Source organism: Wolbachia endosymbiont of Nilaparvata lugens, assembly GCF_007115045.1.
GTDB lineage: Bacteria > Pseudomonadota > Alphaproteobacteria > Rickettsiales > Anaplasmataceae > Wolbachia.
This window is the reverse complement of the sequence record NZ_MUIY01000001.1, coordinates 312130-325686: the sequence shown is the minus strand read 5'-3', so window position 1 is coordinate 325686 and position 13557 is coordinate 312130. Positions and strand designations below refer to the sequence as shown.

Below are 13557 nucleotides of genomic sequence, written 5' to 3'. Positions count from 1 at the left end.
CATTATTATAGGGTCAAAACTCACTACTGGGGGATTCTTTTGCCTTTTTTTTGCCTGGTAAATTTTTTAATACTTATAGTTAAAGCTTCAGGCCAGCGTGTGACGCATAGCTATACGGAGATTGAAGATGTCATTCAAGTAGCTGACACTGGAATCCAGGAATTTTTTGAGCACAAAGGAGACTTATTCTAAGTTTTTATTGGTAAGAAAGGCTGGATCCCAGTGTCGGAGCACTGGGATGACAAAAAAGGAGGCTACTAATATAAAGGGGCAACGGTTTAGATCGTTTTTAACTATTTGCCTTTTTTCTATGCAAGAAGTGTATTGATAAGTCCATTACAATTCAGTATTGTGAAAAATATAAGTCAAGTGTTAGTTAGGACATGGGGATTTTTTTTCAATTTTTGGGTAAGGTCCTAGGCAAGGTTTTTCCTGCCAAAATAGTAAGCTCTTTTTTAGGAGTAGGGTATTTACCGGGTTGGCAGCATTATTGGTCTTCTTTTCTAATATTATTTATTACCGACATTATATTAATGCTTACATACGGAGGTGATTTTATACTATATAAAATGCCGAATACAGGCATAGTTGTAGCTGCCATTTTTACCAAGCTAGCAATAGTTATGTTAGTGTTGCAATTAGTTGCAATATCCATTTTTCACATTCAAGATCCTTCAGCCAGCAGTGATGAGAATATAGTAATACAAATAGCATCAGGACAGGTGCTGACTGTTGCGCTTTCGATGCCGGCAATAATATCAATTTATTATACTGTAAGTAAATTCTATCTAAGTATATGTAAAGCAATACTTCAATGTCCATTTTGGTTTAATGATCTTATGCATTTGTTCTTTTTCTTTATAATACCTTATTTATTTTTTAATATTGTAGAAGTAATAAAACCATGGCCGATAAGTACGATACAGCTTAGTTATAACAATGCAATATCAATCACATTTGAAGGGATTTTTCATGTGTTTTATGCAGTGATTTTATTGTACTTGACTGCATTTATATTCTGCGATCTGACTATGCATGATGCGATTGTTTTAAACAAAAGCATATTTGAGTATGTAAAAGAAAGTTCAATAGCCTTGAGTGACTATTTTCATGGCACTATTAAAAAAATAAGTATAGAATAGTACTTATTTGCTTATGTATTCAGTTTAAAAGATATACAGTCTGCGTGAATCTACAGGATATAATAAAGGGATTACAAGATTTTTGGGCAGATGAAGGATGTACTATACTTCATCCATATACGTCTGAAGTTGGAGCTGGAACACTACATCCTGCAACAATCATGTCAGCGATTGACGAAAAATCAACAAAAATTGCGTATCTACAACCAGTAATCAGACCTGCAGACGGACGCTATGGCGACAACCCTAATCGCTTATATCAGCATCATCAATACCAAGTTATAATAAAACCATCTGGCAGCAATTTGCAAGATGTTTACTTAAATAGCTTAAAAGCTCTTGGTGTATCGACAAAAGAATATGATATTAAGTTTATTGAAGATGATTGGGAAAACCCAAGTGTTGGTGCATCCGGTCTTGGTTGGGAGGTTACATGCAACGGAATGGAAGTAACACAACTTACTTATATACAGCAAGTGGGAGGTATTGACTGCAAAATAATTCCTGGTGAAGTAGCATATGGGTTAGAGCGTTTAGCAATGTGCATACAGGGTGTAGATAATGTTTACGACATAATGTGGAACGATAATGGTGTAACTTATGGAGATATTTTTAAACAAAGAGAGCGAGAGTTTTCTTACCTGGCACTTGATTATTATGATACTAAAGTAGTACAACAGCAGTTTGAGGATACAGAAAAACTGTGTAAATTCCTTGTTGAAAAAGAATTGCCGATAGCAGCTTATGACCAATGTATTAAAACGAGCCATCTACTTAATCTACTTGATGCAAGAGGTGTGCTTGGTGTGAATGAACGTACAGCCTATATTGGTAGAGTGAGAGAGTTAACAAAAAAATGCTGTGAATTATATAGAGCAAAGTAGAATATGTTGTCACAATTATTGTTTGAATGTCTTTCAGAAGAAATTCCATCAAGAATGCAGAATTCATCTGCAGCTCAGGTTAAGAGCTATATCACTAATGCTTTTAGTAAAAATAATGTGAAATTTGCATCTATAGAAGTTTATGTGACTGCACGTCGCATTGCTCTTTTTATTGATGGCATAAGTGCTTTAGAGCTAAAAGATTCTAACAATGAAATTAAAGGACCAAGAGTTAATGCACCGAAAAGTGCTATCGAAGGTTTTTTGAGAAAAAATCGGAAAGGTGAAGAAGATTTACTCATTCGCAAAGTAAATGATGAAGATTTTTACTTCATTAAGAGAGAAAGCTGCTTATTTAACATCAACGGGTTTCTCAAAAATCAACTGGAGGAAATGCTAAAAAACTTTTCTTGGCCAAAGAGTATGAGATGGAGTGAAAGAAAAGAGAGATGGGTTAGGCCAATTAAAAATATTCTATGTATTTTAAATGACGAAATAATACCTATATCTTTTGCAGGGGTTACAGCATGCAACGTGACGTATGGTCATAGGTTTCTTTCAGGTGATGCAGTACTTACTGTTAAAACACCCAAAGACTATTTTGAATTGTTAGAAAAAAATAATGTCATTCTCCAGTTGGACAAAAGAAAGCAATTTATACTAGATCAGATTAATAAGTTTACAAAAGAGGAGAACTTACAACTTGAAAAAAATGATTATTTACTTAATGAATTGGCAGGGCTTATAGAGTGGCCAATAGTATTATTTGGTAAAGTAAAATCATCAGAATTACCGAAGGAAGTAATACTTAGTATAATTAATACGCAGCAAAAGTATCTTGCTTTAAGTGATGGACAGAAAATATCACATTTTGTTACTGTTGTAAATGTTAACAATAATGAAGTTGTCAAAGGTCATGAAAGAATATTAGAAGCACGTCTTGCTGATGCCCAGTTTTTGATATCTCAAGACAAGAAGGAAAACCTAGATTACTATGTCAAAAAATTGAGCTCTATTTCATTTCATGCTTCGCTCGGTAGCGTAGAAGAAAAAGTGAAGCGTATTATCGCTCTTTCAAAGTATATAGCGATATTTATTCCACATGCTTCATTAATTAAAGTTGAACGTGCTGCATATTTAGCAAAGGCAGATCTTGCAACGTTGATAGTGAAAGAATTTCCGGGATTGCAAGGAGTAATGAGTGGATACTACGCTTCTTATTTTCAAGAAGATAAAGAAGTAGTAGAAGCTATAACTGAGCACTATAAGCCAATTGGATCGGAGCAAGAATGTCCTAAATCTCCTACTGCGATTGCTGTAGCTATTGCAGACAAGATGGATAGTTTGGTTGGTTTAATTGCAGCAGGTGAGAAAATCTCTGGTTCGTATGATCAGTTTGGTTTGCGGAGAATGACAATTAGTATAATTAGAACAATACTTGAAAATAATTTGCATATTCCAATTAGATTGCTGATAGATAAGTCAGTATCTTTATGTTCAAGACTTCTATTGAATAAAAATATAACTCCAGTTGATAAGCCAAGTGAAAAACAAATTTCAGAACTAGTATTTAAATTCTGCTTAGAAAGGTTCAAGATTATTTTAAAAAATAGAAATATAAGGCAAGATGTTGTAGATTCAATACTATATAAAGTCGATATTAATGATCTGCTGAAAGCGGAAAAGCAAACTGTGATATTGGATCGTTATCTTAGTACAAAAGAAGGTGAACAGGTTCTAAGCACTTATAAAAGAGCCAGTAATATGATGGGCAAAGTGAGAAAAAGTGATGGCACTACTTATAATGCATCTTACAGTAAGAAGTTTTTGATTGAAAATGAGGAGATTGCGCTATCAAATTGTGCTATAGCTGCTTGTAAAAACATAAAACAAGCGATAGAAAATAACGACTTTAATACAGCGCTTGATGAACTTGCTCGTTTTGCTCCATTTATCAATCAATTTATGGACAGTGTAAAGATTAACTGTGATTCTAATGAGCTTAGAATAAACAGGTTATCTTTGCTTGCAAATGTTGTTTCTACCTTTCATTTAGTAGCAGAGTTTAACCTTATACAGGTTAAACAATTGATAAATGCTCAGGCAATATAAGGAACAAATCAAATCATCTCCACAATCCTGTGGCGTTTATAAGATGATTGGAGATAAGAGTAAGGTTTTATACATTGGTAAAGCAAAAAACTTGAAGTCGAGATTATCTGACTACCTTCAATTCGAAAACCTTTCTGAACGAATCAGAGTAATGATCTCACAGGTTATTAAGGTTGAAATATTCATCACTGAGAATGAAATCGAAGCATTGCTTCTTGAAGCACAGTTAATAAAATCGTTAAAACCATCTTATAATATTTTGCTTAGGGATGGAAAATCTTATCCTTATATAACAATTTCTAAGCATGATTATCCAAGAATAGCGAAATATAGAGGTAAGTTTAAGAAGAATGAGTTTCATTACTACGGCCCTTTTCCATCTGCTGCTGCTGTTAAGAACACTATATTATCATTGCAAAAAGCTTTTCTCTTAAGAGTATGTTCAGATCAATATTTCTCTTCAACAAAAAGACCATGTCTTGAGTATCAAGTTAAGCGCTGTTCAGCACCATGCGTAGATAAAATTACAAAAGATGATTACTGCAAATCAGTAAAACAAGCACAAGATACTCTGCTAGGAAGGAATAAAGAAGTGCAAAGACAGCTATTTTCTACAATGGAAAAGTGTAGTAGGGAGATGAACTACGAGCTTGCTGCTGTCTATAGAGATCGATTGAAATTTCTTCAGCAGATTCAAATGCAGCCAATGGATTTTTCTTTTGAAGAAGATGCAGATTTCTTTAGCGTTGTACGTGAGGCAGACTTAGCATGCATTGGTATACTATCTTTCAGAGATAAAGGTAACTATGGAAGCATTCCTTACTTCATTGAGAATTGTAGTGATCATTCAAATGATGAAATTTTATCCACCTTTTTGGTCAATTTGTATAATCCAGTTAACACACCACCAGCGCAAATTTACGTTCCATATTCTATTGTGGATAAGGAAATTATAGAACAAGCACTGTATGCTCTTACTCAAAAATCAATAAAAGTTTTGCATGCGAAAAATAGTAAAGAACGTGATTTGTTGAATTTTATTTACAATAATTCTCAGCATAGCTTAGAGCAGAAGCTTACTGATTATAGAAATAACCTAGAAAAGCTCGAAGAGCTTAGCAAGATCTTCTCGTTACCAAATATTCCAAAGCGTATCGAGGTTTATGATAATAGCCATATATCTGGAAATCAACAAGTTGGTGTGATGATTGTTGCAGGGCAGGAAGGTTTTTTAAAAAGTGAATACAAAAAATTTACTATAAAAGAAGAAATTTCAGGTGATGATTATAAAATGATGAGAGAAGTGCTGACTAGACGTTTCTCTGGCAATATAAAAGATATAATCCCTGATTTTTTACTGATTGATGGCGGTCCAGGACATGTTTCCATAGTGCAGAATGTGTTGGAAATATTGAATATAAAAGTTCCTTTTGCTTGTATGGCAAAAGGTCATGATCGTAATGCAGGAAATGAAAGATTTTATGTGCCGAGCAGAGAAGAATTTACTCTAGCAAGTGACAGTAAGGTCATGCTTTATTTACAATTGCTGCGTAATGAAGCTCACCGTTTTGCAATAACTTCGCACAGAAAAAAACGCGATAAACAGTTTTTTTCTTCACAATTAAGTGAAATATCCGGTGTTGGCAGTAAAAGAAAGAAGGCACTCATGTCTCATTTTGGTTCGGTAGAAAATATAAGCAAAGCTTCTCTAGCTGAAATTCAAAACGTACCTGGAATTAGTAAAGGTTTAGCAGAAATCATTCTTCAACACGTGAATTCTAAGAAAGGTACTCCTAAATAGGTACTCTAAAATTAACCTTTATTTCTTCTTAATAAGACATAAAAAGCTCCTTTGCCACCATGTTTTTTTATGGCTTGCTGATAGTATAAGATCATATTTCGAACTTTTGTGTCATTCAACCACTTATTTAAGCTATTCTTTATAGTGTCTATTTTATCTGTACTATTACCATGCCCCGTAATTGCCAATAAGCACCTATTCCCTGCTTGATAATTTTTGATAATAAAATCTATCAATTGACAATAAGCATTATCTATACTATAGCCATGCAAATCGAGTTTATCGCTTATAAAATATTTGCCCCTATCGATCTTTAATTTTGTATTGTAGTCAAGACAAAATGATGAATCACCATTATCAGTATTAAGAAAATTTTCTTGTAAACTAGAGGCACCTTTATCAATCATAGATTTTATTATATTTACTTTGTGATCAACTTTCAAAGTAACTTTTCCACATTCTATTGGCTTAACATTTTTTTGCCAATCTAACTCATCATCTGACATAAATTCATTAATTGAACTGCATAATTTTACAACAATATATAAACACAGTAAAATATTGCTTATTCTATAAAAAACTGATTTTCAATAATGAGATGAAATCATCAAAAGCTAATGAAAACTGTTGGATATATGGAAAGCACACTTGTATTTCAGCATTAAGAAACAAAAATAGGCGGTGTATAGAACTGTTAGTAACAGAAAATTTCTACAGAGAATTTGAGAAAGAAATTAAACAATGTGCAGATAGTAAGGGCATTAAACCTCGACTGGTAGAGAACAAAATGTTCAATGATGTTTTACCCAAAGGTGTAAATCACCAAGGAATTGCTTTAAAAGTTACTCCTATTTTTCATAGCTTAAATATTGAAGAAATAGCTGAAAACAGCTCTACTATAGTCATTTTAGATCAAATTACTGATACACACAATATAGGATCGATTTTAAGAACCTCAGCTTGTTTCAACATTGATGCACTGATTTTACCACATCACCATTCACCTAGCGAAAATGCATCTATCGCAAAAGCAGCAAGTGGAGCACTGGATATTGTTCCTCTAATATACGTTACAAACATAGTAAAAACGATGGAGTCTTTAAAAAAGATAGGCTACTGGTGTTATGGGTTTGATTGCAATGCAAAGGAAAATATAGATGAAATAAAGAATTTTGGGCAAAAAAGAGTAATTATTTTTGGTTCTGAAGAGAAAGGAATGCGGAGATTAGTGAAAGAAAGTTGTGATTATCTTTTAAAAATTCCAATGTCAAACGTAATTGATAGTCTAAATGTTTCAAACGCAGCAGCAATAGGACTATATTCCATTTACATTAAAACAAAAATCACTGCAAATTAGTTGCAATAAAACAAGGATGTCATTCCAGCATGTGATACTGGAATGACAACAGTGAATGACATCGCAAAATGTCATTCACTAGCACTTACATTACCAATCCCAAGAAAGTGCTGAACTTGTATCTTGTGGAATTTCAAAAGATGGCTGTGACACTATCTCTTTTATCTCATTTTTAAGCCATTCGCTACCATCTTCTCCAGCTTCTTTAATAGCTTTCTTGAAACTGCTCTCTAGTACAGCTTTAGCAGCTTCAGTGACGTTACCATTACCATTTATAGCATTTCCTATTGTAGTTAACTTAATTAACTCAACGTTTAAGTCAGCAGGCATCTTATCAGTCTTAGCCTTTATAGCAGTGACATCAGCTCCTAAGGTATCTGTAATCTTATCAGTTTAGTTTGTAATTGCAGTAACCTTATCTCCTAAATTAGCAGAATTTGTAGCAGTTTCTATAGCAGTTACTTTAGCTGTTAAGTTATCTGGAATAGTATCAGTTTTAGCCTTTATAGCAGTAACATCAGCAGATTTAGCTAAAGGAGCTAGTTCAGCAGATTTAGCTAAATTACCTAACTCAGTTCCTAAATCAGCAGGCATCTTATCAGTCTTAGCCTTATTCCTGATATCAGATCTGTTCCGACTTGAGTTTTTATGGTAAATAAGTCAGCGCTTAAGTCAGCTGGAATAGAATCAGTCTTAGTTTTTATTGCATCTACATTAGTTCCAATACCTAATAATGTAGCAATTGCACCTCCAGTCATGAACTTTGTTGCTGTAGCACTGTAATCTATTTCAGCAGCACCATTAGGTTCATACTTAAAAGTGTTGAAAACATTAGTAGCATTGTCTACACCAAAGGTATACTTATTCTGTGCAGCATCTTCATAAATTATGCTTTTAATGTTAGGGGATGGTACATTTGCTCCAGAGTTGTCTTTAAAAGTTAAACTAGCCATATTACTTTCCGTTAATTATAAAAACCATAATGTGCATGAAAATAATATAAATTCCGTAAATACTAGATTTTGCATAAGATTTCCTTGAAGCTTTTCGCTTCAGAATTCTTCTCTTGTGATCTAAGTATGTAGCAGACGATGTCATCCTAGTAGCCCCTTTGGTGTTATTCCAGTGCTTGACACTGGAATCCATTTTTCCATCATAAGAAACGTTGATTACTTTTATACTTACAAATTTAACTAGATCCCAGTGTCAAGCACTGGGATGACAGAAGAGAGAACTGGGGTAACATCGAATTGAATGACAAGAAGAGGGCAGTGCCCTCCTTGTATGTATTAGATGTAGGCCGAGTTATGATCGTGATAAACATGATCGCTTGTGCAATCGAACATTGTCACAAAGCCATTCTCTAGATAGAGATTGTATTCATGGTGTTGGTCTGATAATTCAATATTATCTTGCGTTTCTAAGTTGAAGTGACTTGAATCTGATAGCAATTCGTAATTTGGATTATCTATTTTACTAATGCTGCTTATTACTTTGCCATTACCATTTGATATAGCCAAACTATAACTATCACCATCCTTCATTATTTTGATGGATACCTTATCTTCAGGTAACACTATAAGCTTTTTCGTGTCACTATCGTGAATTAGAAATTTGCCATCTTTAAAGTAATACTTGTCTTCCGGCAAAGCACCAATCTTATAATCCGATGTATGCAGTTTGTTCCAAAAATCTAACACAGATTGCTTATCTGCTCCTTCTGCTCTATTATACAAGGCTTTCACATCATTATAATCTATGATTACATTTGCCTTATGCTTTCCTTCTACATCTCTATCATAGCTCTTTTCTATTTTCAAGATTGTGTCTTTCAACACTACCTGCTCTTTCTCCTCCACTGAAGATGACCTTTTTGCCCTTGTTAGAATTTGTGGTTGATCAGACTGTATTTCACTATTGTCGTTTCTCTCTTCAGCAACAACATTAGTAGTACTATGAACTTCTGTCTTAGTTTCACTTACTTGCCCTTTTGGACTTTCGGTTTCCCTTGTGTATATCCTTTGATAGTCAGTGTAGCCTCTATTAGTGTCACCGATATCGCCATCACCTTGATCAAAAGTTATTTTTTTACTTCCATTTCCCATATCCTCAATTTCAACTTGAGGAGAAACAGATGATAGGAAATCGTTATAACTGTAGTTATAATCAGCAGAAAAGAATATTTTTCCTTTGAAGTTATGGAAATTATTAGATAACATTCCAATTTCTTCATCAGTATCACCATCAAATAGTTTTACTTTAGTGAAATATCTTTGATTGTTGATTCTCACTATTTCACCACTCGAGTTTCTTTGTATCTGATAATCATTTGGATCATGTTTAATGGTAAAAAGTTTACCAGGGGCATATTTTTCTAAGTTTATAAGGCCCACATTTATATGTTTATGAGAATAATCTCTCTTTTCATATTCATGTGCAAATACTGGGTTGATATATTTGTATTCTTCTGGTATAGTATTACCTTGAGCATCATACCTATATTCATTACCACGTTCATCAGCTGGCACTAATTTGTATCCGTCATCCTTTTGCACTAACTTTAGATGATTAACTTCTTCAGGTAACTGATAGCGTACATTTTTTCCGTGATCATGAATGAATAAGTTACTCCCATTTACAACTTCACCTCTTTCATTTTTTATCTCTTCAGTAATATAGAAACCCATATTTTTGAATTCATGTAGATTTTTGCCTCCTTGCTTTACAACCGCTTCGTATACATCGTCGTCTGTTCTATCAGTCCCTTTATCATCCAATAATGTTCCTTTTTCTACGATTACGCCGCTTTCTCTTTGCTCATCAGAATATTGAGCATGCTTTGAATCCTGATGATTTAGAATTTTGGTCCCTCTAAGAAGCAGAGAATCTAAATCTTTTTGAATGTGTCCAGTGCTAGGATGCAACAATTCATTTTCATGTAAATGTGCTTCATCAAAGTATTCATCACGTTCAACTGTTCTGCCATCTATCAGAGAAGCTTTATAATGACCATTTTCTTTTGTAATAGCCATATAAGCACCACCGTCATATTGAGTATTCAAGTTGTGCAATATGTCCTCAAAAACAAAAGTTTCTTTAGTTTGACCTTCAACTTGCTTAAAAAAGCCCGATTCGCTCGACAACTCTCCAAGCTTTGTATTCCCATCATATATAGATAGTGCACCCATATCTCCGTGACCAAGAGCTTTGATAGAGAAAACTTTACCTTCTTGTAGATTAATATGAGCACCTCTGATTAGGTTTGGATCGATATTAACCATCTCTTCTAACATCTTTTCTACATCGATGTTCTGAGTTGACTTTAACTGTTTTGAACCAGTGCTTATCATCTCATCGAGCAAGGAACCTTTTAATTCCTCATATTTGGAGGGAATTGAATGATATTTGCCTAAATATTCTTCATAAGAAATCTTCCCTTCACCAAGTTCTCTATCTATTTTAGAATATTCCTCTTGCCTCTCCTGATCCAGACCTTTTAATGCATCGTCGTAAGTTTTCTTCAAATTCTCATCATACTTTGATAGCACCCTAAAAGTTTGCATTTTATACTCTTGACTGTTTTGATATTCATTACCTTGTTGGTCAGAGTAAGTTAGTTTATCCTGTCCATCAGGAGTTTTTACTACCTTTAAAAAATGATATTCCTTTGATATATCGAGGTTATCATTTGTTGCCCTATTAATAGCACGAGCAACATCATAAAATGCAACATGTTCTACAGGAGAAAAACTTCCAACGTTTTCTCCATCTATTTTTTCTATATTTGCTTTATAGTAGGATATGTTTTTAATTTCTCCACCCACTATTTCTTGACCAGTTGCTATAAAATCTCCTTTTGTAACTTGCAAAGCGTTGAGATGTTCCATTGCAGTTTCTGTATCATTCTCAGCAAGCCAACTTTTGAAGTTAGCATCATGTCCTTTTATGTCTTTCAAGAAACTTTTTGATTCATCTGAGTTACCTTGACGTAAAGCATCTAGGTAGTTTCTTAATAAACTAGGATCTTTTTCCTGTAAGTACATTATCAACGCATGACCAGTTTTATACACTAAACTGTTTTCTTCACCATTGGCTGAGTATTGTAAATTTAAAATTCCACCTAGATCCAAATTTGCGGCTTCAGTTTTATCAATGCTTGACCCTTGAGCATTGAACTTGTGATCTGAATGATGTTCAAAGTAATCTGCAATTCCCTCCATTAATACTGTAGGTAGAGATTTTCCTCCTGTAGCCAAGTAAGTTAAACCATGTGCAAATTCATGCTGAAGGTTATGAACGCCACCTTGCTGATAGACATACATCTCAGCAAAAATATCAGCTTCTCCTTTGTAGTAACATTTACCACCTTCATCTCCAAGGTAAGAACCAAAACGTTCGCTTCCACCAAGGTGAGTGTAATCAGCCTTATCATCAAACACATAAATTTTGAACGTTTGTTCTGAGCTACCAGGCTCCAGCTTAAATGCATCTTTAAAATTAGTAGCTGTTTCTCTTATCTCACTTTCAATGTGAGCAACTTTACTTGCTCTTAAATTATGAGAATAAACTTCTACTTTAATATTTAAATCTTTAACTTCTATGATATGCTTATTGTTAAAGTATTCTTCTTTAGTTATATTTTTATTTACTTGTTGATTAATTGTCATAATTCTAACCTCGAATTTATTAGTCTTTACAATATCAAGCATAAAGTGACTCATCTGAAAAAAACGTAAATTCTCATATTGATATAATTTATATCTTAATAAAAAAGTATAGATAGTTAACTTAATATGTAACATTTAGAATGTGGCTAAAATTCTATAGCTGACCTTAGGTGGCTGCTAACAAGTAACGGAATTATAAATATTAAGAAATTTATCAATTTTAAAAAAGGCAAAAAAATCCCTATGTAGCGAGTTTTGACCCTATAACAATGTAAATTGGCGTTGTAATAATGTGCTAACAAGCGCGATTTGGCTGAATGTAGAAAAAATAAAAAAGACATGCAGCCGCTATAATTTTTATGTAATTTGCCAATAAATATCTGAGTTTTTTACTGAATTTTTGTTGTTGAACCCGCGCGGATCAAAAACAAGGATAAATACTCTTATTGGTATGATAAGGAAAGTGGGAAGGTTTGTCAAGGAATTTCATTCAACAAGAAGTCTAAAAGCAAATTGACTTCCATTTCACTGAAGCACTATACTAAAGCTACGATGGGTAATTAGCTCAGTTGGTAGAGCACTTGCTTGACGTGCAAGGGGTCGCTGGTTCGAGCCCAGTGTTACCCACGTTTTTTTGCTCATAAAAAGATTTTATATGACAGCAGTGCACAATGGCAAACACTCAATAGCAGAGTCCAAGCGCTTAATTTATTCTATAATAATAGTCGCAATAACAATGCTTATGGAGATAGTAGGTGGAGTAATTTCACATTCGCTTGCTCTACTATCAGATGCAGGGCATATGCTCACTGATCTTTTTGCTTTGATTTTAAGCTGGATAGCGCACAAATTTTCAGCTAAGAAATCTGATTTACAGAGGTCATATGGGTATCACAGATTGCAGATAATTGCAGCATTTGTTAATGGTTTAACTCTATTTCTCATTGCAGCGGTCATTATAATTGAATCAATAAAAAGATTTATTTTTCCAGTCAATGTTGAATGGAAAGTAATGTTAATAATTGCTACACTTGGCCTAATTTCTAACATTATAGTCTTTTTTATATTACATAGTAAATGTGAAAGCAATATAAACATAAAAAGTGCTGTATTGCATGTTATAGGAGATATTTTAGGTTCTGTAGCTGCTATACTTGCATCCATAATTATCATGTTTACCGGATGGCAAATAGTGGACCCTATTTTGTCAGTATTTGTCAGTGTAATAATCTTAAGCAGTGGCTATAAAATTCTCAAGAATTCTTGTCATATACTTCTTGAAGGTACACCCGAAGGTGTATCCGCTGAGGAGGTAAAAAGTGAGATTGTATCTAAGTTACCTGAAGTGATAGATGTGCATCACATACATGCATGGTCACTATCTGATAATTATTTTATACTTACTATGCATGCCAAGATAAAGCAAAATGGACAACACACTAATATTTTGTATGAGATAAAAAAAATACTATTAAATAGGTTCGAAATTGCGCACTCTACAGTTGAAATTGAATACGATGAGTGCGTAGACAGTAAAATACTTAAGCATTGACATCTATAGGCTATTTGTTATTACTACAATATCATAATATTA

11 protein-coding genes and 1 tRNA gene are annotated in these 13557 nt (G+C 33.7%); 7 read left to right on the top strand and 5 right to left on the bottom strand.

The window, feature by feature from the left end; genetic code table 11:
• The first annotated feature begins 383 nt into the window (after nt 1-383).
• From BWZ41_RS01610 to uvrC, 4 genes are read left to right on the top strand one after another with little or no spacing between them, the layout of a single operon-like run.
• A complete protein-coding gene (locus BWZ41_RS01610) occupies nt 384-1142 on the top strand; it encodes a hypothetical protein (protein ID WP_006015763.1) in 759 nt (252 codons plus the stop codon).
• A gap of 44 nt (nt 1143-1186) precedes the next feature.
• Nucleotides 1187-2026, top strand: coding sequence for a glycine--tRNA ligase subunit alpha (locus BWZ41_RS01605; protein ID WP_143689181.1), 840 nt, complete (start codon nt 1187-1189; stop codon nt 2024-2026).
• A gap of 3 nt (nt 2027-2029) precedes the next feature.
• Nucleotides 2030-4138 carry a glycine--tRNA ligase subunit beta gene (gene glyS / locus BWZ41_RS01600; protein ID WP_143689180.1) on the top strand — a complete coding sequence of 703 codons (2109 nt, stop codon included), beginning with the start codon at nt 2030-2032 and terminating at the stop codon, nt 4136-4138.
• The gene (gene uvrC / locus BWZ41_RS01595; RefSeq protein ID WP_143689179.1) at nt 4122-5939 is read left to right on the top strand and encodes an excinuclease ABC subunit UvrC; all 1818 of its coding nucleotides are present in this window, start codon (nt 4122-4124) and stop codon (nt 5937-5939) included. The genes glyS and uvrC overlap by 17 nt, the downstream gene beginning before the upstream one ends.
• An 11-nt stretch (nt 5940-5950) precedes the next feature.
• Here uvrC and BWZ41_RS01590 read toward each other — a convergent pair whose 3' ends face one another.
• Nucleotides 5951-6445 (bottom strand): Smr/MutS family protein, encoded by a 495-nt coding sequence (locus tag BWZ41_RS01590; protein ID WP_143689178.1) that lies wholly within the window; start codon nt 6443-6445, stop codon nt 5951-5953.
• Between the two features lie 92 nt (nt 6446-6537).
• Here BWZ41_RS01590 and rlmB point away from each other — a divergent pair, with 92 nt between their 5' ends.
• On the top strand, nt 6538-7296 hold the full coding sequence (gene rlmB / locus BWZ41_RS01585; protein ID WP_063630952.1) for a 23S rRNA (guanosine(2251)-2'-O)-methyltransferase RlmB: 759 nt from the start codon (nt 6538-6540) through the stop codon (nt 7294-7296).
• A gap of 90 nt (nt 7297-7386) precedes the next feature.
• Here the strand turns inward: rlmB and BWZ41_RS07770 are convergent, their stop codons facing one another.
• From BWZ41_RS07770 to BWZ41_RS01575, 4 genes are all read right to left on the bottom strand, one after another.
• On the bottom strand, nt 7387-7626 hold the full coding sequence (locus BWZ41_RS07770; RefSeq protein ID WP_241653846.1) for a hypothetical protein: 240 nt from the start codon (nt 7624-7626) through the stop codon (nt 7387-7389).
• Between the two features lie 63 nt (nt 7627-7689).
• Nucleotides 7690-7890: a hypothetical protein gene (locus BWZ41_RS07765; RefSeq protein WP_241653845.1), complete on the bottom strand. Its 201-nt coding sequence runs from the start codon at nt 7888-7890 to the stop codon at nt 7690-7692.
• On the bottom strand, nt 7875-8249 hold the full coding sequence (locus tag BWZ41_RS07760; RefSeq protein WP_241653844.1) for a hypothetical protein: 375 nt from the start codon (nt 8247-8249) through the stop codon (nt 7875-7877). The genes BWZ41_RS07765 and BWZ41_RS07760 overlap by 16 nt, the downstream gene beginning before the upstream one ends.
• Nucleotides 8250-8585: 336 nt before the next feature.
• Nucleotides 8586-11963, bottom strand: coding sequence for a peptidase M2 (locus BWZ41_RS01575; RefSeq protein WP_143689177.1), 3378 nt, complete (start codon nt 11961-11963; stop codon nt 8586-8588).
• A gap of 554 nt (nt 11964-12517) precedes the next feature.
• Here BWZ41_RS01575 and BWZ41_RS01565 point away from each other — a divergent pair.
• Nucleotides 12518-12590: transfer RNA gene (locus BWZ41_RS01565), tRNA-Val, on the top strand.
• A gap of 28 nt (nt 12591-12618) precedes the next feature.
• Nucleotides 12619-13515 carry a cation diffusion facilitator family transporter gene (locus BWZ41_RS01560; RefSeq protein WP_017532437.1) on the top strand — a complete coding sequence of 299 codons (897 nt, stop codon included), beginning with the start codon at nt 12619-12621 and terminating at the stop codon, nt 13513-13515.
• Nucleotides 13516-13557: the final 42 nt, after the last annotated feature.